The 20,921-nt window shown below is 44.3% G+C and carries 22 protein-coding genes and 2 tRNA genes; 13 read left to right on the top strand and 11 right to left on the bottom strand.

The genetic code is table 11. The annotated features are described in order from the left end of the window. The first annotated feature begins 125 nt into the window (after positions 1-125). From V144x_RS03395 to V144x_RS03340, 12 genes are all read left to right on the top strand, one after another. Positions 126-725, top strand: coding sequence for a DUF4304 domain-containing protein (locus V144x_RS03395; protein WP_144981387.1), 600 nt, complete (start codon positions 126-128; stop codon positions 723-725). A gap of 354 nt (positions 726-1,079) precedes the next feature. Next, positions 1,080-1,394: a hypothetical protein gene (locus V144x_RS03390; protein WP_144981384.1), complete on the top strand. Its 315-nt coding sequence runs from the start codon at positions 1,080-1,082 to the stop codon at positions 1,392-1,394. 65 nt (positions 1,395-1,459) lie between these two features. Beyond that, on the top strand, positions 1,460-1,894 hold the full coding sequence (locus tag V144x_RS03385; RefSeq protein WP_144981381.1) for a hypothetical protein: 435 nt from the start codon (positions 1,460-1,462) through the stop codon (positions 1,892-1,894). Positions 1,895-1,958: 64 nt separating this feature from the next. After that, the gene (locus V144x_RS03380; RefSeq protein WP_144981378.1) at positions 1,959-2,204 is read left to right on the top strand and encodes a hypothetical protein; all 246 of its coding nucleotides are present in this window, start codon (positions 1,959-1,961) and stop codon (positions 2,202-2,204) included. 211 nt (positions 2,205-2,415) lie between these two features. Beyond that, positions 2,416-2,991, top strand: a complete 576-nt coding sequence (locus tag V144x_RS03375; RefSeq protein WP_144981375.1) for a recombinase family protein — start codon at positions 2,416-2,418, stop codon at positions 2,989-2,991. Positions 2,992-3,443: 452 nt separating this feature from the next. After that, positions 3,444-3,890 carry an AAA family ATPase gene (locus V144x_RS03370; RefSeq protein WP_144981372.1) on the top strand — a complete coding sequence of 149 codons (447 nt, stop codon included), beginning with the start codon at positions 3,444-3,446 and terminating at the stop codon, positions 3,888-3,890. Then, positions 3,877-4,635 (top strand): tRNA(His) guanylyltransferase Thg1 family protein, encoded by a 759-nt coding sequence (locus V144x_RS03365; RefSeq protein ID WP_144981369.1) that lies wholly within the window; start codon positions 3,877-3,879, stop codon positions 4,633-4,635. The genes V144x_RS03370 and V144x_RS03365 overlap by 14 nt, the downstream gene beginning before the upstream one ends. 275 nt (positions 4,636-4,910) lie before the next feature. Continuing rightward, the gene (locus tag V144x_RS03360; protein ID WP_144981366.1) at positions 4,911-6,113 is read left to right on the top strand and encodes a hypothetical protein; all 1,203 of its coding nucleotides are present in this window, start codon (positions 4,911-4,913) and stop codon (positions 6,111-6,113) included. A gap of 4 nt (positions 6,114-6,117) precedes the next feature. Beyond that, positions 6,118-6,192, top strand: a tRNA-Gln gene (locus V144x_RS03355). A 225-nt stretch (positions 6,193-6,417) separates the two neighbouring features. Further along, positions 6,418-7,041 carry a hypothetical protein gene (locus V144x_RS03350; protein WP_144981363.1) on the top strand — a complete coding sequence of 208 codons (624 nt, stop codon included), beginning with the start codon at positions 6,418-6,420 and terminating at the stop codon, positions 7,039-7,041. A gap of 238 nt (positions 7,042-7,279) precedes the next feature. Further along, a complete protein-coding gene (locus tag V144x_RS03345; protein ID WP_144981360.1) occupies positions 7,280-7,618 on the top strand; it encodes a nuclear transport factor 2 family protein in 339 nt (112 codons plus the stop codon). A gap of 60 nt (positions 7,619-7,678) precedes the next feature. Beyond that, on the top strand, positions 7,679-8,275 hold the full coding sequence (locus tag V144x_RS03340; protein ID WP_144981357.1) for a HEAT repeat domain-containing protein: 597 nt from the start codon (positions 7,679-7,681) through the stop codon (positions 8,273-8,275). Positions 8,276-8,354: 79 nt separating this feature from the next. Here the strand turns inward: V144x_RS03340 and V144x_RS03335 are convergent, their stop codons facing one another. Further along, positions 8,355-9,542: a hypothetical protein gene (locus V144x_RS03335; RefSeq protein ID WP_144981354.1), complete on the bottom strand. Its 1,188-nt coding sequence runs from the start codon at positions 9,540-9,542 to the stop codon at positions 8,355-8,357. A 522-nt stretch (positions 9,543-10,064) separates the two neighbouring features. Here V144x_RS03335 and V144x_RS03330 point away from each other — a divergent pair. Continuing rightward, positions 10,065-11,471 (top strand): leucine-rich repeat domain-containing protein, encoded by a 1,407-nt coding sequence (locus V144x_RS03330; protein WP_144981351.1) that lies wholly within the window; start codon positions 10,065-10,067, stop codon positions 11,469-11,471. 84 nt (positions 11,472-11,555) lie between these two features. Here V144x_RS03330 and V144x_RS03325 read toward each other — a convergent pair whose 3' ends face one another. The 10 genes from V144x_RS03325 to V144x_RS03280 form a co-directional block, all read right to left on the bottom strand. Beyond that, positions 11,556-11,861 (bottom strand): hypothetical protein, encoded by a 306-nt coding sequence (locus tag V144x_RS03325; protein WP_144981348.1) that lies wholly within the window; start codon positions 11,859-11,861, stop codon positions 11,556-11,558. A 202-nt stretch (positions 11,862-12,063) separates the two neighbouring features. Then, entirely contained in the window at positions 12,064-12,333 is a 270-nt protein-coding gene (locus V144x_RS03320) for a cytoplasmic protein (RefSeq protein WP_144981345.1), read from the bottom strand. Positions 12,334-12,481: 148 nt separating this feature from the next. Then, positions 12,482-13,480, bottom strand: coding sequence for an SEL1-like repeat protein (locus V144x_RS03315; protein WP_144981342.1), 999 nt, complete (start codon positions 13,478-13,480; stop codon positions 12,482-12,484). A 283-nt stretch (positions 13,481-13,763) separates the two neighbouring features. Continuing rightward, positions 13,764-13,955, bottom strand: coding sequence for an ATP-binding protein (locus V144x_RS28260; protein ID WP_232102701.1), 192 nt, complete (start codon positions 13,953-13,955; stop codon positions 13,764-13,766). Between the two features lie 230 nt (positions 13,956-14,185). After that, a complete protein-coding gene (locus V144x_RS03305; RefSeq protein WP_144981340.1) occupies positions 14,186-14,797 on the bottom strand; it encodes a hypothetical protein in 612 nt (203 codons plus the stop codon). Positions 14,798-15,084: 287 nt separating this feature from the next. Beyond that, positions 15,085-15,528 carry an HNH endonuclease gene (locus V144x_RS03300; RefSeq protein ID WP_144981337.1) on the bottom strand — a complete coding sequence of 148 codons (444 nt, stop codon included), beginning with the start codon at positions 15,526-15,528 and terminating at the stop codon, positions 15,085-15,087. Between the two features lie 103 nt (positions 15,529-15,631). Next, positions 15,632-15,916, bottom strand: a complete 285-nt coding sequence (locus tag V144x_RS03295) for a hypothetical protein (protein ID WP_144981334.1) — start codon at positions 15,914-15,916, stop codon at positions 15,632-15,634. A gap of 394 nt (positions 15,917-16,310) precedes the next feature. After that, a tRNA-Pro gene (locus tag V144x_RS03290) sits at positions 16,311-16,385 on the bottom strand. A 125-nt stretch (positions 16,386-16,510) separates the two neighbouring features. Next, positions 16,511-18,001: a DUF1501 domain-containing protein gene (locus V144x_RS03285; RefSeq protein ID WP_144981331.1), complete on the bottom strand. Its 1,491-nt coding sequence runs from the start codon at positions 17,999-18,001 to the stop codon at positions 16,511-16,513. Between the two features lie 14 nt (positions 18,002-18,015). Continuing rightward, positions 18,016-20,859, bottom strand: a complete 2,844-nt coding sequence (locus V144x_RS03280) for a DUF1553 domain-containing protein (protein ID WP_232102700.1) — start codon at positions 20,857-20,859, stop codon at positions 18,016-18,018. Between the last annotated feature and the right edge of the window lie 62 nt (positions 20,860-20,921).

The following is a 20,921-nucleotide window of genomic DNA, read 5'->3' as shown; positions in this document are numbered from 1 at the left end:
GAAACTTTCTCGCTAAAGAGCATGGCTTGAAAGATGGTTGTAAATTGAATTCCTAAACCAGCTTGTGTTACTGTATCATATAGTCATCATCATTGGTTTTATTCAATAACTTTCTGGACGATAAAATGTCGCAAGTTCCTGCACACAAAATTGTTGATGAAATTGTGAAACGTGGTCTTCATCCACTCTTGAAGGCTGCTGGCTACAAGAAGAGAGGGCGAACTTTTTATCACGAATCTGATGATGTGATTCAAGTGGTGAATGTTCAATCAAGCCAAGGGAACACGGCTGAGTTGTCGAAGTTCACAATCAACCTCGGAGTGTTTTTTCCATTGGTTCGGGAAATCTCACAAGAACCGCCGCTTAATGGTTTGCCTAAAGAGTATCATTGCACGCTTCGGCAACGTATCGGCTTTTTAATGCCACAACACGATGATTACTGGTGGGTAGCAACTCCATTGTCAGACATCGACCACTTAGCCAGTGAAGTTGCTGAAGCTTGGGATTCATACGGTGAAGGATGGATTCTCCGTATCAGTAATTTGAACGCTGCCCGTGATGAAGCAGAACGAACGGGAAATACAATTATGGCGTCGATGATCTCAGTCGCATTGTTGGACAAAGTTCGGGCTAAAGAATTGTTCGATGTGGCTTATGAGAAAAGCTCCCCTCATGCTCACAAGTATCTTGAGTCTTGGGCAATCCATCACAACTTACTGCAATAAGACTCTTACTCGATTTTAGCCTTCATCCCCGCTCTAAACGCCTTGTGCTGCCCTTTAACCGAAAGCTGCTTGTTCAAAAGCATAAAACACCTCTGCCTCAAATGCTTTCCCTTCTACACATTGGCCTGCACTGAGTAAAGCATTCCAGCCCTTCACTATTCATCACCAATGGTTCAACACCAGAGAACGCCATCCTTTCAGCAAACTCTCTGGCCGACATTTTCAATAACATTTCTGAAACGGTCATTCCCAAGTACCCAGCCAGACGAAATGCAAAACGTCTCGATGGGTAGGACTGGTAGGACACCGGGAAGCAGGGCAAATCAAAAGTCGCCTCAATCTGAAGGGAAAAGCATGACCAGTCAAAACAGCAAAACGACCAGTCCAAAATTTGAGTTGGGAACAGTTGTCGCTACTCCGGGTGCATTGGAGGCTCTAGAAGCGAGTAGCCAGTCACCGAATGAGTTTCTCAAACGTCATTTCCAGCTTGAACAGGGCGAACTATGCAATGAAGACCATGAACTCAATGGCGATGCAGTAAAGGACGGAAGCCGAATTCTATCAGCCTTCAAGACTTCGAAAGGCGTCAAAATCTGGATCATTACAGAAGCCGAAGACGGTAACGGTCATCGATCTGCAACCACGCTACTCCTGCCGGAAGAATATTGATTGCCCCAAAACAGGACACCGGAAAGCCAGTTGTAAATCAATAATATTCTTCACGGGAGAAAAACATGGGATGGCTTTTCAAATGCGGCAGCACTCGCAAAGGATTGATCGAGGAACGAACCGAAGGTTGGGAGCGGACGAATCTTGACGGCCTTGTCGTCACGAGCACGTGCCTCGCTCATTGCTATCGGGGTGGCAGTTTTTCAGGAGTCCTTTGGAGTGTTTGGGAACGCACTTTCACCAAAGATGACGCTGAATCCAGTCCCAAAGAGCGTTGGATTCAGTGCGACCTATTGAGACATCAAAACGGCGATGGATGGGGTTACAAGGATCTTGAGGAATTATGTGGTCCTTACTTCTTCTCCTGTCCTTTGAAGTATTTGGCAATGGTGCCTTTTGAACAATACGGCGGCAACGCAGAGTGGCGGGAGCAAGTTCTCCTACATCATCAGCGTGTAGCAGAGAAACGTCGTGTTCGTCGTGCAGCAAAATGCCAGTGAGCGGTAAGTAGGACACCGACAAACGACTGTGGAAACAACAACTTGCTCACCGAAAGGAATACACATGTCTGACCCAAGAGAAATAACTCGCCGTTTGATGACAACAGCAATCAATTCCGTTGAAGGGAGCCGGGAGTATTTGGAATCGAAGCATGGCGAAGTGTGGGACACGACCTCCCTTCAAGAAGAATTCACTGTCTTGGGATTCTGTTCCCCTTTCTGCATCGTGCAGAGAAAATGTGATGGCGTAAAGGGGAGCGTCATGCTGCAACATTCTCCTCGCTATTACTTTGGCTTTTCTCCTGAATAGTAGATGGTGAGGCTTTCAAGGATGAGAGCCTCACTTCGGACACCGGAAAGAATATCAAACCAAGAAAGCCATCATCCAGAATGGTGACAAATAGGATTCCCACGAATCTTCCGTCTTGAAACTCTGTGTTTCAGGCGTTTTCTCGTCCCCAAAATAACGACGAAATGGCTGTAACCTTATTGTCGTACCCAATGAGACCAAAGGACTTCCCATGATCGCTGCATATTGCCGAGTGAGTACGGCTCGTCAGAAAGCCGACAGCCAAGTCGCCGAAATCAACAAGTGGCTCAAGGCCAACGGCTACGATGAAAGCCAAGTTACATGGTACATCGACAAAGAGTCGGGTAAGACTCTCAAGCGTCCCGAGTTCGAGCGACTACAAGCCGACATCTTTAATGGGCAGATCAAAACAGTTGTCTGCTGGAAGCTGGATCGTTTATCTCGGCGGCTGAAAGATGGTGTGACCTTACTTGCCGATTGGTGCGAGCGTGATTTGAAAATCGTCGTGATCACGCAGATGATTGAACTCAATGGAGCGGTGGGTCGGATGATCGCCGCTGTAATGTTGGGCCTTGCAGAAATTGAACTCGAATACCGACAGCAACGGCAGATGGCTGGAGTCGAGGTGGCGAAGAAGAGAGGAGTCTATAAGGGAAGGAAACTGGGGACAACCAAAGCCAAGCCTGCTCGTGCTCATGTACTAAGAGATCAAGGGCTAAAGATTGGTGAGATCGCAAACGCTCTAGGGACCAGCACGAGGACCGTGCAAAGGTACTTGAGAATGTGAAATCTAATTAGACCCGATGTTGCAAAAAAAGAATTCGAGTTTCTCGAATTCGAAAATCTGGTAAGAAAGGGCGGGGTATCCTCCTTACGACCACTACGTCACCACCCTCATTTATTGCAATCGAAGAGTTTTGATAATTGTCTGCGCACGCTGAAATACTGGTGCAGATCGAAGTTGCAGAAAATCGCCGGAGCTAAATTTTGACTGGTATGATTGCGCAGAATAGGGTCATGTATAATCTCCCATTTTTAATTCAGCTTTCGCTGACCAGCGACGGATGACACCTTGTTCCTTCACTGTTGCTATACGCTTATGCTTTGAACCAATAACGAACTCTCCGTGTCAGTTTGCAAGTCATCCCAAACGTGTCCTTTCTAAAGATTCAAAAGAGGGCCGTGGGATAATTCGACACTCCGTCAACTGAATTGGTTCGCAAATTGTGGTGAGAAAAAATGGAAGCGGTCGTCTTTATGGGTTTGCCTGCGTCGGGAAAATCGTCCTTTTACAAAGAGCGATTCTTCTCTACACACGTTCGTATTAACCTCGACCTATTGAAAACTCGGCACAGAGAACTGCTTCTTCTCGAAGCGTGCCTTCAGACTAAACAAAGGTTTGTTATCGACAACACGAACCCAACCAGAGCAGATCGGTCTAGGTACATTAAAGCTGCCAAAACTGCCCGGTTGGATGTGGTTGGATATTACTTTCAATCAGTGATCGAGGAGTGCTTGAAAAGGAATGAGATTCGTTCGGAAACGGAACGAGTTCATGATGTTGCAGTATTATCGATAGCCACAAAACTCGAACTACCTTCGTTTGACGAGGGCTTCGATCAATTGTTTTACGTCCAAATTAAAAGCGGTGAATTCGTCATCGAGGAATGGAATGAAGAAATTTAACGAACTTGACAAGAAAATGCGAGTTTTTGAAACCGCTGCCGATTACTGTGTTCTCCCCGGTCTATTCATGGTGGCTCGACTGGATGGCCGCAGCTTTACCCGATTGACGAAAGAGGTTTGCCAGTTTGAAGCTCCATTTGATGAACGCTTTCGAGACCTGATGGTGGCCACTACCGAATCACTGATGACTTGTGGTTTTCGGGTACTCTACGCTTACACCGAAAGTGATGAGATTTCTTTGCTGTTTTCTCTCGAAGATCAACTCTTTGGTAGAAAACTCCGTAAGTACAACTCAACATTAGCAGCAGAAGCCAGTGCCAAGTTTTCTCTCTTAATTGGAGATGTGGCGACTTTCGATTGTCGAATCTCTCAATTGCCAAGTGTGGAACTGGTGGTGGACTATTTCCGTTGGCGGAATGAGGACGCTGTCAGAAACGCCTTGAGTGCATATTGTTATTGGACACTTCGAAAAGATTGTCTGGACGAGCAAGCTGCTACCAAGCGATTACTTGGGTTATCTGTCAGTCAGAAAAACGAACTTCTTTTTCAATATGGCATCAATTTCAATGATGTGCCCGACTGGCAAAAACGTGGAATCGGCTTGTACTGGGAAGTTTACGAAAAGCCTGCTGTTAATCCCATCAATGGCGAGGATGTTATCGCCCAGCGGCGTAGGATAAAGAAAGATTATGATCTGCCGATGAAGGACGAGTACAGTGAGTTCGTTAAAAATATATTTAAGTGATTAGGCAAAGCAAAAACTTTGAGGACGACTTGTGACTATATTATATTTGTGTATAGTGAAAAATAATGTGTGAATTTACATCCGATAATATGCGTGTTCTCCGTGAACTACACCGCTCTATTGATGAGAGGTGGCGTCCAGAAGATGTTGCGCAAAGAGTTCTTTCACTACTCGACTTAAATCGGATTGAAAAGAAAACTATCAATAGAGCCAATGGATCTCGGTTTGAAAATCTATGGTCGTCGATGAGTACAGACTTCCAAAGACCAGTTAACATGAAGCGCCAGTTGGTAGTCGGTAAGCAAATATTTGGGAAAAAAGCATCCTTCTCTCCAGACGATGTGACTCGTATTGAAGCGTGGATCAAGGAAGTCGAGTTATCAATCGGGAAGAACTTTGGATGCAATGATTTCAAATATGACCGTCTCCCAAAAGAAGAGAGGAAGAAAAGAGGGATCGATATTTCTCGCCGTCAGTATAATAAGCGATTTAGACTAGCCGCTAGGCTGGAACAGAAGATGTTTCGTCTTGCCCGTGAGCAATTCAAAAGGTCTCTTACATTAGCAAGTAAAACTAGACTAGCGGCAAAAATTGGGTGGGATGATTTTTCCTCAAACATGGATACTGCCTGCTTCATTGCTTACTACGTCTCTCGGTGCAATCTTCGGAGTATATTTACAAATACCTCTCAGTCTCGCCCATATGATGAAATTTGTGAATGTCTCATGCAAAGGTGTCTTCGCAATCAGGAAGACGTGAATTGGTGGGCCATTGCCCATGTGCTCCCTAATTCCCAAGTATTGAGTCGCATTGATGATGAGCAGAAAGGTTTATTGCTCAGCAGTTACTTTGGTCTAATGCAAGATGCGGCATTATTCTTAAGGGAATTATGGGAAGCGAACCAATTTGACTCTGAAATGATTGTACGTCGGGGAAATGATTCTACAACTTGGAATGTCACTGCCGGAGCGTGGAATAAATTACGGGACGGCTGGATCTCATTGATGTATGAGATGGGGCTGGTTCAAGCAATTGAAAAAATGTGTCCCGGTAAAGTCTTGCGTTTGATGGCTGCTGATGTAGCGTTCTGGCATAAACAATCGGGTGGCGATGTTCATCCTGATACATTTGTTTGGAACAAACTTCCTAGACCATGGGAAATTCTAAATGGAGAAGCTGATTGTCCCAAAGCTCTTGTTGATAAAGTCTGTAATTCATTTGGTCTCGATCCAGTCAAATCGGGTTGGTCAGCCCCGAAGCCGGGTAAGCATATTGAAAAATTTTCTCCGACTCCAGAATTAGTACACGGAGTTGATGTTGGATCACCAATTCTTGCATCTGCGTTTCGAAAAGCTGGGATATTCTCTGGGAAGGCTGCGAAAAACATCGCTTCCGACACAACAGTAGACGAAATTCGAAGACGACATTGGCTTCAGCAAGAATATCGAAGGGAGGAGAACGAAAAACAGAACGGCTAGTTAAGACGGTGTAGCTCAGTGTGGTAGAGCGCCCGGCTCTGGGACCGGGTGGACGCTGGTTCGACCCCAGCCACCGTCTCTTTATTGTGTTAAAATTTATGAGTTACTTTCAGAAGTAGTCACAGTGTGTTTCAATACTTCCAATACAGACTTGGGATCACAGCCCTAAATTCCTGAACCCCAAGCAGCATTTGCTTCTACGATTGCCTACCCTTGATCTTTGCCCGAAGTGCCCAGCAGTGCTTCGGCATTGGATGATTTGTTGGTACGAGTTCGGTTGAGGGAGTGGTAATGGAGGATGAACATGGACTTGCACGGCTTCGTTGATATTCAAGAGTTTCGAGTACGATTTCCAAAAAAACTCTTTCCATATCATGGTAAAGATAATTTAGAAGTCTGTGTCGTATCGGAACAAGTCAGTCAAATTCGAGGGTGGTTTAACAAAGGTCGAAAGTGGTTGAGTATCGACAATCTTAGAGAGTATTTCCCGTCGAAATTCTCTGACAAAAATCATCTCAACATTCCCGGTCCAATCTACGGAGCCGAAACAGACACCTGTTGCACAGGCCCACAAGAGGCACCTGATAATGTGCTACTAGATGAGATTGGACAGGAGTTTGTATTCAAGCAAGCATCTAATGTCAATGAGTTCCGAAACCTAGTAAGTGCAGCAATATGTGAGTGTTTTGAAGGCTACGGAATAGATGGAGACTCCCATTGGCGACTCTCTTTGATTCGGGATTGGTGGCGAACCCGTGGAGACATGTTGCGTCAAGAAATCAGCGAACAGTGGTGCAATGCAGACAGTTTTCAACAGTGGAAGCGAGCTTTACAAGGTGATGCTGAAGGCTATCTACAGGTATATGCTTTCTTCGTTGAAAATGGTCGAGTTCCCAATGAAAGTGATGTTCTACCAGACATGTGTTGAAAGATTGCAAAGACTGAAGATCAACATATTTGAGAATGCTAAAACGGAACGAGATATCCAAAGTTCGACAACAATACCATCAATTTTTACAGCGTTAGCGATGAGTTCGGGTCATTTTCGAATTTTGTGTTCCATAAACTTCCTGATCTCATACCTTATATGAATCCTACAAAAACTGCGCAAGGGCTTTAATTCAGTCTTCCTTTCACAAAACGATCACTCTTTGAGGTTCTTTTGCATGACCAACCATGATTTAGCAATCAGCTTTGTGGAGCGATTCTGTGCAGGAGATGTCGAGGGCCTCGTGTTGTTGCTAGCAAAAGACCTTCGATTTCGAGGGCCATTTCACCAGTTCGACTCCAGAGATGCTTATGTGTCGTGCCTGAAAGACAATCCGCCGACACGGAGTCGATTTCACGTATTGAGCGTCACAGAGGACGACGACCATGTTGCCGTCTTCTATGAGTACCAGAAGACGGACGAAACGGTAATGCTTGCCCAACTTTTCAAGTGTGAGGACGGGAAAATTACTGAGATACTTCTGGTCTTCGATGGGCGTGGGATCGAATCAAAGTAGTTGTGCCATCCCGTAAACAATCATAAATTGATTTCTCAGTTTTCGCACGTATATACAATCATGGACGATCAAAACAGAATCATCAAACTCCTCCAAACTTTCGCCCATCGGACTGACCCCGACCAAGTTTCAGATGCCGAGCAAGCGATTTTGCCATCCGGTGAAGCGGCAATCTCTGCTCTCATTGAAGCTCTCAACGATCCTGACCCCGACCTTCGTATCTTCACTCTAAAAATTCTCGAATACTTCGAAGATGATACGGAACCCGCACTTCCAGCCATGATCAAGGCACTAACAGATTCCGACCGCAATGTAAGAATCTGTGCCCTCACACCAGTAGCTTCATTTGGCGCAAAGGCGATTGATGCCGTTCCAATTCTGGAGAAGTGGATTGGAAGCGATGACGAGTTCAGGCATGTTAGCGCAGTCGGGCACATACTGATGATTGACTCATCGAAGGCCGAAGAACTCGTACCGATTCTTCTCAAGGCTTTAGAATCTGACGATTTCGGGATTCGCTGTCAAACAGCATGGCTACTTGGCCAACTTGGGAAGCTGACCGAAGAAACCATGCCAGTATTGGAGCGGATGGTAAACGATGAAAATTCGTCAGTTCGTCGTGTGGCGAGTGAAGCGTTGATGAGCATTACTTATTGAAGTGTAGCTGAAAGTTTTCATCTTCGTATCTCCAAGAATTGTACTGATTGTTTGCATGTGACTTTTTCAGGTTCTCGATTTAATGTGCTGGAGGAATGAACTCCTTCACCACCCATAAATCTATACCATTCTTTTTTGTCTCATCATCGGAGCGAAAGAGAAGTCTTGAGATGAGAAATAGTTCTCGTGTGGCAGGAACGTAGCGTGGTGTCAGACAATTTGGGAATTGACCTTTGTCATCCTTGAGATCGAGATATCGAATGGATGAGAAAGATGCATCAAGAGTTTTTCGTGAAAGGATGCCGAGTCGTATATTTGACTTTTCAGATTCCTTCCCAACGACCACATACATGTCCAGTTGATCGTCCGTCATATAGGGCTGAGTGAAACGTAATCCTTTCAGATCACCTTGCTTAGAAATCTTAACTGGCTGGGCTGCTTTCCAAGGAGACTTGCGACTCTTTCGGGTCGCAAACCAAATTTGAAATTTTGGATTGGCTTGCCTCTTATCTAAAAAATCAAAGTACAGGCTTAATCCATCATGTGAGATCGAGCGAGGGGCGGATTGATTTTCCTCGTTAAATCGCAACTCTCGGATTACTCTTGGCCTTCGAAATTCATCCTTGATCGAATCTCTTGTCGCTACGAAGAATTTAGGAGAATCAGGTGAATTAAAGATTAACTCTAGCCCGTCGTCACTAAGGACTGGTGAATGTCCTCTAAATAATCGCTTTTTGTCTTTGAACAATGAGTTTGCATCTTTTCGGGAAGCAGTCCAGATCCACCAATCTGAAGGAAAATTGCCCGAACTCCAGTAAATTGTCAGGCCGTCAGATGATAGCCACGGAGTAATATCTGTCTCACTTGTGTTGAGTTCCGAAAGATTCAAAACCTCGGATATTGTAGACTTTTTGCTAGCTACGATTTTTAGCACGATCTCCAGATCCGTGTGGAATGTTAAAGTGATTTCTTGTCCGGCTTTCAATGCTTCAAGGGTTGCATCCTTGTCAAGCAATGTGATTTTTGCTTTGCGACTGACATCTAGTTCTGTTGTTTTGGATTTTCTCTGGACGGTAATGGTGCGAGCTTTTGCATCAACAGATTTGACCGTCGCTTCGACGGTGATCACCGTAAATTTAACGGGATCTTGTTCTGATGCTGGTGTCTCGCCAGATGCGACCGGCAAGAAAAATATCACCATGAGAACAATAATAGTCTTAAAGGACTGTTCTCGACCTCTACCCTGCTGGTTGTGTAATTTCGTCATCTTGCTGTTTCCCTTTCAAAGAAGTTGCTGTGTGTGTTGTTCTGCTCGGCAACTTTTTTGGGTGTCAGAGATGACAAAAAAAGACGGAGTGCCATGCTAGGCCACTCCCACTACCCGACCAAGGGCACACAAGAATAGCACTAGAGACACCCCGCCTGTAGCGGGGCGTCCGTCCAGCACTGCTTCTTGTGTTTTCAAGAACCTTGCGGCTCAGGTTGGTCGTTTGTGGAAAGCAGAACCGACGTTCGCACGTCGTTCAAATTGTTAGTTTGGCCTTTCAAGGCCGTTAAGTAATTCTCCTTTATGTTTTTCTTTTGTTGGCTTCGACTTTGGACGAAGCTACTGTACTTATATTACAATTGAGTGATACTACTATCCACTCCAAGGAGAGAATTTTCTAACTTCTAGTTGGCGATATTAGTGCCGGTCTGAGAATAGGAATTCTTGAAACATGTGACCGTAAAACATGTCTGCATCTGATCAAATCAAGCTCATTTACTGTTTTAGGTCAAGAACTTATCAATGAAAAACATTCTTATCGTAATCTTCTTCCTTTCACTTCTTGGATGTCAACAAACTCCACGAGAAGCAGCCATTCAGAAAATAGAAGAACTTGGTGGGAAAGTTTACTTTTCAGAAGAAGCCACATCATCACCTGATAAAAAAGGTGCTGAAAGACCTGTAGTAACAATCAAGTTAGATAGCACCAAAGCAGACGATACGATATTAGAGGATCTCGTACATTTTCCTGAATTATATGCGTTATATCTCGGTCATACTCAAATCACAGATAAGGGGCTGCAACATCTTGAAAAAATGCCCAATCTCGGTTTGCTACATCTCACTGATACTCAAATCACAGATTCTGGTCTGAATTACTTACAAAATAATTCCAAACTCGATTTATTGTATCTTGTAGGAACGAAGGTCACCGATACAGGATTAGATAATCTCAAAAGTTGGCCTCAATTAAATGCTCTAAATTTGCGAGACACAAAAATATCTGATCGAGGATTGATAAACCTCAAGTATCTTGATGAGCTTACAATGCTGATCCTTGACTACAACAACATTACTGATAAAGGCATACAGTATCTCGCAGAGATTAATAGCTTGAATGATCTTTCTCTAGAACACACAAAAATTACTGATGATGGACTTCGACACATCAGGAATCTAACCAAACTGGAAGGCCTGTACATTGGCTACAACGAGATCACTGATGATGGTATGCAGTATCTCAAAGGATTGGATTTTCTGCGTCGTATTTCCCTAGAACACACAGACATTACTGATAATGGATTAAAGATTTTAACTGGAATTACCGGTTTAAAAAAAATTGATCTTGGTGGCACAAATATTTCTGATACGGGAATCGTGTATCTCGAAAGATTGAATGACCTGCAAAGTCTTTTCATTGCTCACACAAAAGTAACCGATTTTGGGCTTGAGAAAATTGCCGAAATATCCAGTTTAGAGGACCTTGACGTTTCCAGTACTAAAATTACTGACGCTGGATTGAAGCATCTTGAATCAGTCGAAAAACAGTGGGGGTATCTGAAACTTGCTGACACTAAGATCACAGACTCAGGTTTAGAGCATTTGGTCGGAATGACGAATTTGATCCTACTCAATTTAGACAATACCATTGTGTCGGATACCGGGCTAAAATATTTAAATGGATTGAATAAACTTTATTCCCTTTCCCTCAATAAATGTAAAATTACAGATCAAGGGTTAAAGGAATTAGCAGAGATGCGGAGTATTGGATATTTGTTTCTTGAGAACACTGATGTTACGGACGCCGGTTTGAAATACTTGGCTGGGATGGAAAAACTTTCGGAACTTTATCTGAAAGATTCCAAAGTCACGGATAAAGGAGTTGAAAAATTTCAAAAGGCATTTCCCGATTGCAAAATTTTTCGCTAGTTCATCAGCGGTATTTTCTTCTGCTGCTTAGATTCTAAAATAATCGGTGATTAAAAAAGTGGTTTTGGAATAGCACCAAACAACTCACTCCTCATCCCGAAAAACCGATTCTGTACTAGCTTTGACAATCACTGCCAAAATAGCAACCATCACAGATAATGAGATCATGTAGAAAATCTGGTCTTCTTTTTTGCCGCTGAGCAGTCCAATCACTGAAGCAATCAATGACATGATTAAAACAAAAGGCAGTAGGAAGACGAGGTAGATAATTATTCCGTAGCAGTAGATCATCCAGATGCTACAGGCTAAGAAGACTAGAAATGTGATCTTGAGCCACAATGGAATTTTGATTTCTTCATGGTCATCAGTTGCATCATTTATATTTTCCATGTTTTGTCCCCTTAGATCATAAAATCTTAAAAAAGAATGCTTTATGATCTTAAAGGTGCAGGTGGGATAATTGGGTTGGGCTACTATTAATTGAGTTGTACTTTGGTCTGGAGTATGTTTAGAAATGGGTAGGGGGCAAATGTTCGGCGAATAATTTCATCGTACTTTGACCTAAAGCAGCCGTAAGTGTTGAATCGGACGGTTAGAACCAATGTCGGTTCATGCGGTCCAATAAATCAGGATTGATTGGATAGCCCGATTCGGAACCGATAACAGAATCAATGCCGCAATGTGGGCAAAGTGCTGTTTGCTCTGCTTTGGTTTCGCCATCGTCAATCCATTCCTCGATTTCTGATGGTGGAAATACATGGCAGCAGTAGAAGCAACCGCAAGTATCGCTTTCCTCGATCTCTACACGATGCCGGATTGAATGATCGTGTGCCACAATATGATCTTCATTTGCTTCGTTCATATTAACTACTCAGTTACTCCAACAGCAGCACCAATTCTCTCTTGTTACTTACCTTGTTCCCTTTTATTTTCATAACACATTCTTCTTCTGAAACATCGAGGCAAAACGTTAATTTAAGTCATTGGTTTTAGCTTTTGGAGTCATTGCTCTAAGGATTTTCTCCCAAATCCTTTAGAGTTTCTTTAGCTAACTCGTGTCCTTGATTAGCGGCTTTGCGGATTAGCTTTATACCTTGCTTTTTGTCTTGCTCGACACCCTTTCCTTCATAATATCTAACTCCTAAATTATATTGTGCTCTTGTAATTCCCTGCTCAGCAGATTTGCGATACCACTCAACTGCTTGAGTTTGATCTTGCTTGATACCATTTCCCTGAGCGTACATTGTTCCTAAGTTGAACTGTGCTTTGGCATCTCCTTGCTCAGCAGCTTTACGATACCATTCCACCGCTTGTTTTTGGTCTTGTTTCACACCCTTTCCTGTCGAGTACATGCCGCCTAAATTGATTTGAGCACCAGTATGCCCCTGCTCAGCAGCTTTATGATACAATTCCACCGCTTGTTTGTGGTCTTGCTTGACACCTTCTCCCTTAAAATACAAGACGCCTAAATTAAATTGTGCTTTGTCATCTCCCTGCTCAGCAGCTTTACGATACCATTCCACCGCTTGTTTGTGGTCTTGAGTGACACCTATTCCCTGTTCGTACATCGCTCCTAAATTGAACTGTGCTTTGGCATCTCCTTGCTCAGCAGCTTTGTGATACCACTTTACCGCTTGTTTTTGGTCTTGCTTGACACCCTTTCCTGTAGCATACATTTCTCCTAAATTATATTGTGCTTCAACAAGTTTCTGTTCAGCAGCTTTACGATACCACTTCACCGCTTGAATTTGATCTTTCTCGACTCCCTCTCCTTTAGAATACATAACTCCTAAATTGTTTTGATCTACGGCGTCCCCTGATTCAGCAGCTTTACGGCACCGTTCAAACTCCAGCCTTTCCTCGTGTTTTACCTTCTCAGATTTAATTGAGATGGAAGCTGAGTCAGGCTGTGGAGTGGATTTTTGATCATTCTGACATCCGCTAAGCACAATCAAACAAACAACAAATGCAGCAGCACCAGCTATCTCTTGCCACTTACCTTGAGCCATAACATATTTCTCCCAGCCAAATTGAATCAAAGAGAACTCATAGGATACTATTTTGCAGCCAGAAAAGACATGTGTCAATCAGCCTAGAGGGATCTTCTGGATGCTGTTAGTTCTGTGGCTATGGGGGCAGCAACAGATGCCTTAATGTGATCATGTGGGATCGATCAGATGTGATTAGGTGGGAACAAAGTTATGTGGAGGTGATGAAGGGGGAGCTAGAGCGGGGAGAATTGCGTTTGAAAATATTTTAAATCCCTGAATACCATTGATAGGCTTTTTAGCATCATTTAAGTAAATGGTGCATACCGGCTACTGCTACAGTGATGGCCCGCTTCGAATATTCTTGTCCCTTCACGTCACTATAGTCAATATCATATTGCCCATGTTCCTCCAAAGCATTCGTCCAACAAAACTCCACCGCTTCAATAGGTAAATTTCCAGTATAAAATCCGATAAATTTTTTTCTTGGACACATCTGAGCTATCCGTATTTCAAAAGGAGGACGCTTTACAAAAGATTTTGTTCCTGACAAATATTTCACAAAAGATGATGAAAACTATCCGAACAAAACGGTTCTCATCTATGACGGTTCATCGAATGATGGAGAGTATGTGACTGACCTGAGCGGCGAAGAGAATCATGGTATCTGGGAACGATTCAAACCATGAACTTTGCTGTTCTACTGTCTGCTGTTGGCAGAACTTGTCAATTTTCCCACCGCTCGTAGTATTCTGATTCATCGCTGGGACAACTTCCGTATCGGCAATTCCAGCACACACCAAAGGAGTGCTCAACACGAGCGAGACACCTTGGGCACTGAAATCGAAAATGCTCGGGTGGTACGAATCCTTCGTATGTTGGCTGTTCGAAGCCACCATCTTTAATGATTTCCGAGTCCCAATTGAAAACCGTAGTGTCCCAAAATGGATGCCAGCCAGTCTTTCGCACAGCGTAATAATTCCGATCAGCAAACGGATAGACAAAGTGGTGGGCAACCCAGTGCGTCACTAACTGCCAGAAAACGATCACCCACATCGTCGCATGAGCGAGCATATACCAGAAAAACCAGCCAATGCCGAACAGCAACAAAATCGACCAAACCACGCAGTACATCAACACCATGTTTCTCATGATGACGGAGATCGCCGAGCGAGGCGCTCTTCCGCTGTCCCACCACGCCAGAAACAAAAAGGCGACAGCCGAACAAATTAGAAGCGAGCCGAAGCTCATCTGTTCGTGGAGTGGGCCGTCATAGGTCTCATGAAAAAAGTACGCAACCCACAGTGGTGATATAATGAACAATCTGGCAACCAGCATTTTGTTCTCCTTTTGAAAGTTTTTTTGCTGGTATTGCCGGTGTCCTTACTATCCAAATGAAAATGGTTCGTGATGGACTCAAATATTTTCAATGGTGGATTAGTCTTGATTGTTCTGCACGCATGTTTCGCACTGATGATCAGAGTTTAGATCGTGAGTGTGATGGTCCTATTGTGCAGCAACAAAAGAAGACGAGAAAAAGAGATGTTGCAGCAAAGGAAAGCAGCCACGACTGACAGCAGAGCAGGTTAAAGCGATGCAGGATCGTGTGAAATAAATCCGTTTGATTATTCCCACGGTTTAGAATCGTAAAACTCTCTTTCTACTTTCTGACATTTCAAGATTTTTCGTTTTCTAATTAAATACACTCGATCACGTAAATCGTAAAAGCCTTGAAGAGACGATGGAGATTCTGTAATTGACTTCTCATCAAACAGGGGGTCAAACGTATTACAAGCAGAACATGCCAATAGACAATTTGAATAGTCGTCGAGCCATTCTGAAGAAATGCGTAACCGATTTCCCATATTGGTTGGTAAAACATGATCGACTTGCATTAAAAGCCACTGCTCATAGTTGATTGTTAGGCTAATGCCACAATAACCACAATTAGAAATACCTGTGAGTTTTTGAAGCTTCAAACCATAACCATGACGGCAATTTTCGGTAGACTTCTTTCCCAAAAGATTTCGTCCGTTATTTGGGTATGAATCGAATGGAAGATTGTTCATTTGCAGAACCTTTCAGTTATGCTGATAATCCAAAGAGAAAAGATATAAAAAAAGCCTTGCTTAAATATAATTAAGCAAGGCTTAAAAATGTATTCTTCGTGTATCAGACTAAGCTGATTGGAGTTGGCTGGAAATCGTCGCCATTACCGCTACCATCATCAGCTATAGTGGTTGGGGCAGGCTGAAAGTCATTTGTGCCATCACCGCCACCATCATCTGCAACTTTGATTGGAGTTGGCTGGAAGTCATCACTACCGCCGCCACCTTCATCGGCTACAGCAATAGGACTTGACTGGAAGCCATTGCCATCCCCAGTTCCAGCATCAGCTAATCCAATAAGAGCAGTGAAACCAGCCAGAAATGCACCAGCAATCAAAGATTTCAACATGACAAATTCCTGTTTGTTGTATTGTGAGGGGTAAGTAGGTCAGTGACTCAACTTAATTGTGTATAGGCATACCATGTTCCAAATTATCGAACAATCTGAAAAAGCTTATTTATAAAGACTTACAGCAAAAATACTCTTTCCCATAATTAGTGTAAATGCCGTCTTTTTGATGACATTCTGTTATCATTTCGTGATTCCTTGTCAGTTGGCTTTATTGCTCCAATGCAAAAATTGTATTTCATTTCGTCCAATCCAAAATTTGTACTGGTCGTTTTGAAATCAAAAAATCACCCACGAAATTACCCACCAATCTACCCACGAAAACTACCCACAAAAAAACGCTGTAAGCTGTTCTCTAAAAACAGCTTACAGCGTCCATTTTTTCGTTTTATAATCGGGGCGACACGATTCGAACGTGCGACCTCTGCGTCCCAAACGCAGCGCTCTAGCCAAGCTGAGCTACGCCCCGCAACTTATTAGAGGCACAGTTTAGAGAGACACATAGAAGGCGTCAATGGTTCTATGTCATCTCTTGCTAAAATATGTGACGTGGATTGAGTGAGATTGTTTCGGTTATTAAAGACATCATCAGCATTAAGCTAAAATTTCTTTAATCAAATGTCCGTGAACGTCTGTTAGACGGCGATCCAGGCCATTATTGTAGTAGGTTAGCTTGTCGTGCTTAAATCCCAGCAGTTGCAACGCCGTCGCGTAAAAGTCCCAGACAGTCGTCGGATTCAATTCGGCCCGGCGTCCGAATTCATCGGTCGCACCATAGCTAGTCCCCCCTTTGATGCCGGCTCCCATCATCCAACACGTAAACCCATCCGGATTATGATCGCGGCCCAGCGTTCCCGCCTGATGAGTGGGCATCCGACCAAACTCGGTCGTCCATAAGACCAACGTTTCATCAAGCAAACCGCGTTGTTTCAGGTCGGTCAGCAAAGCTGCGGTGGGCTGATCGAAGACGGGACAATGTCGTTCGTAGTCTGCTTTCAACGTTTTATGCGCATCCCAATTTAATAATCCATCCACACCCGAAGCGCGTGAAGCACAATATAAGTTGATGTAACGTACACCACGTTCCAGAAATCGTCTTGCCAGCAAACAGTTGCGGGCATATGCCGACTTTAATTTGTTCGGATCATTGGTTCCATATTGCGTATGAATCGATTTCGGCTCGGAAGCCAGGTTGGAAACTTCGGGCGCAGACAACTGCATCCGCGCTGCCAGTTCATACGCTTCAATACGCGCCTGCAAATCGGAATTACCAGGACGCTGTTCTGCATGGCGCTGATCCAATAGTTTTAAGAACTCTCGCGTTGCCTGTTCTTCCCTCGGACTGATCCCTTTGGGAACTTTCAAATTTCGGATTGGAGATTGCGCATTCATCACAATCGCCTGATGTTGCGCTGGAAGAAATCCATTGCTCCAGTTGGCCTTTCCGTTCGGAGGTTCGCCTCGAATATCGGGAATCGCAATATACGCTGGCAGATTTTCATTTTCACTTCCCAACGCATAACCCAGCCAGGCACCGGCACTGGGATGTCCTTCGGTATCATGGCCGGTATTCATGAAAACACAACCGGGACCATGCGTATTTGTTTTTGTGGTCATCGAATGGACGAAGGCAATGTCGTCAATGTGCCGTGATATATGGGGCAGCATCGTCGAACACATCTTGCCACTCTGACCTGCTGGTTTGAACGCCCACGGGCTCTTCATCAAATTTCCATTTTTGCCTTGAAAGCTGACCAGATTTTCTTCACCCGGTAAGGGTTTGCCATGGTATTTATCTAAACCTGGTTTATGTTCCCACAGATCCATATGAGAGGCTGCTCCAGGACAAAAGATCTGCAGCACCCGTTTTGCTTTGGCAGGGAAATGCGTCTCATTCTTACCCGGCTGCCAGTCTTTCTGATTCCTGGAACCAGTCGCTTTTGTCTCAGCTGAAAGATCATTGAGCAATAGGTTCGTCAGCCCTATGCCCGCGACGCCCGTGTAAACGCTGGAAAAAAATGAGCGACGAGAATGCACCTGATTCAAAAGACATCCTGTTGTTATTTTATTTAATGGATTTAACATTTGGATTTTCCACTTCAATCGAGATAAATCAGTTCATTCGAATTAATCATGGCACGGCAAAATGCGTTTAAACCATTTGCAGAAATCAATTTTTTGGCTGCCAACTGTTCCTGTAGGACGGGAGGTCTCGCATACAAAAGACGAAACGCACGGTCTATCTGCCGTTCTATATGCTCTGTTCCAACGTCACTCTGTAATCGGTCTGCCAGAAATTGAGAAAGATCCAGGGTAAATTGATGGTTCATTAACGTCAGTGCCTGTAATGGTGTCGTAGTCGAATTACGTCTTGGTGCGGCAAAGGCGTTGTCAGGACAGTCAAAATCGGTCAATAGATCAAGACGGGCTGCCCTTGCATTTTGATGATAGACGGCACGACGGTACGTTTCCGGCCCAAATTTTTCGAGAGGTACATAGGTGGCCACGTTATCCTGTAAATATTGATACAAACGAAAACCAGGCCCTCCCATTTTGAGATTCAGTTTTCCCGAGACCGAGAGCAGCGTGTCGCGAATTTCTTCACCAGAGAGACGACGCGGTGGGAATCGCCACAAATACCGAGTGTCTGAATCAATACGCACTGCCTCTGCGCGAAATGTACTGGTTTGTTGATACGTTTGCGACAGCATAATCAGTTTATGTATGGCTTTGAGTTGCCAGCCATTTTCCTGAAGCTGAACCGCGAGCCAGTCGAGCAATTCAGGATGTGTGGGTCGTGTCCCCATATAACCGAAGTCGCTGGGAGTCGAAACGATGCCAGTCCCAAAATGATAATGCCAAAGCCGATTGGCAAGCACGCGCGGAGTGAGTGGATTCTCTTTTGCGACAAGCCAACGAGCCAACGCAAGCCTTCTCTCTCCGTGCGGCGATTTTTCATCCAGTTGATAACCATTGGTCACTTTGCTTAAAGTTGACATACTGGCGGGAACCACATGTTCTCCTTTGCGTTGCGGATTTCCACCGACAAACACATGAAACGGCCCGTTTACCTGCCGATGATTACCTACCCACCAGGCAGGCAAAGCAGGTATCGCGGCCAACTTACGATCGATTTGACGAATTTCTGTATCCCATTCGCTGATCTGTTTCTGTTCGCCGGAAGTGACTTCAGAAGTATAGAACCGTTTTCGACGATGATTCGCGTTAACGGGTTTACGATCCTTTGAGGAAGCAACTTCCTGCCAGACCTTTCCATCGGTAGAGACTTCGAGTTTGTAATCGGCCAGAAACGTTGCTTTATAATTACTCATCGCAGCACCAGAGCGATCACTGGAAAACACGACACGATTGATCGTTTCAAGCTGCTTGAATTCAATGACAAGATCTGGACTACCGGCAATCCAGCAGGCACCAATCTTGCCATCAATGGTGAGATTAACATCATAGGCACCGGAAAAATCACCGGCGACACGACTGTTGGCACCTTTAGCAGTCCCTCCCTGTTTCGCAAGTGCCACATTTCGCGATGTTTCTTCCGCTGTCCAAACCTCGAACTCATCAATTCGATAACCTGTCTTTGACGAAGGATTCGTATCGAGCCCTTCAGAAGTCAGTCGCACAAATTTTGCAGAGATTGGTGAAAAAGTGTCTTCGACTCCTGTCCGTTTGACAGACTCTCGGACCCAGAGCTTTTCATATTCGGCTGATTTTTTTTCGGCCCGAGCATGAATCGTGCTTTGGAGTTGTGATTTCTTTTTTTGCAGTTCTGCTTTTCTGGCATTTAAAGGTGTAATTTTTTTTGTGCGTTTTTGTTGTTCTGCCCGTGTGGCAAGCACGCGACTTCCATGAAAGACACCGGAAAATGTAGCGTACAGAGCATAGTAATCCTGTTGTTTTACGGGATCAAACTTATGATTGTGACAGCGACTGCAGCCAACTGTCAGTCCCAAAAAGGCCTCACCCGTTGTGCGAATCATATCGTCAATCGTATTCGCGCGAATCTGGGCCGCCTGAACCGGATCCTGGTTACCGACATTGTCATAAGGACCGCAAACAAGAAACGTTGTCCCCACTTCTATTTTAGAATCACCTTTGCCAATCACATCACCGGCCAGATGTTCCAGCACCATTTGATCGAAGGGCTTATCATCATTGAACGACTGAATCACATAATCACGAAAAGGCCAGGCGTTATCGATGATCACATTACGTTCAAATCCGTTACTCTCGCCGAACCGCACCACGTCCAGCCAATGCCGTCCCCAATGTTCACCGTAGCGAGGCGAATCCAGCAGACGATCGATTAGTTTCTCATAGGCATTCGGTGCAGTATCACTTTCAAATGCAGCGACTTCTTCAGGAGTCGGAGGTAATCCGGTTAAATTATATGTGGCCCTTCTGATCAATTCTCGTTTCGTTGCCCGAGGTGAAGGAACCAGATTTTTTTCCTGTAACCTGGCATAAATAAACCGATCGATGGCGTTTTGCTGCCATAGTTTTGGCAAACTTTTTAATGCTGGTGGTTCATGGTGCGCCAATGGCTGAAGCGACCACCAACTGAGATCAGCCTTTGACTTTTCTTGCAATTTCAACTGATCAGGCCAATCTGCTCCCTGCTTGATCCAGCGATTAAATAGTGAATATTCTGCTTCGGAAAGTGGCTTACCCTCTTTGGGCATTTCCGCTTTTCCACTCTTTGAACTCACACGAATGACATCTAAAAGATAACTCTCTTCCGGTTTGCCCGGTGAAAGATACTCTTTCTCTTTCAATGCTTGAACCGAATCTAATGAAAGTTCGCCTTTTTCATTCCCGGGGTTATGACAACGAATACAATGCTCTACGATCAGCGGGGCGATCTCTTTTTCAAAATCGACTTTTGAAAAAGATTCTGGTACTTTCCCTGAAGCCGATAATCGCACACAGGTACTTCCAACGAGCAAGCTAACCAAACAGAACCTGAAAAAGAAATATGGCATCGCTA

It is taken from the genome of Gimesia aquarii (assembly GCF_007748195.1).
Classification (GTDB): Bacteria; Planctomycetota; Planctomycetia; order Planctomycetales; family Planctomycetaceae; genus Gimesia; species Gimesia aquarii.
The sequence above is the reverse complement of the archived record's forward strand: the minus strand, read 5'-3'. Positions and strand labels throughout refer to the sequence as shown.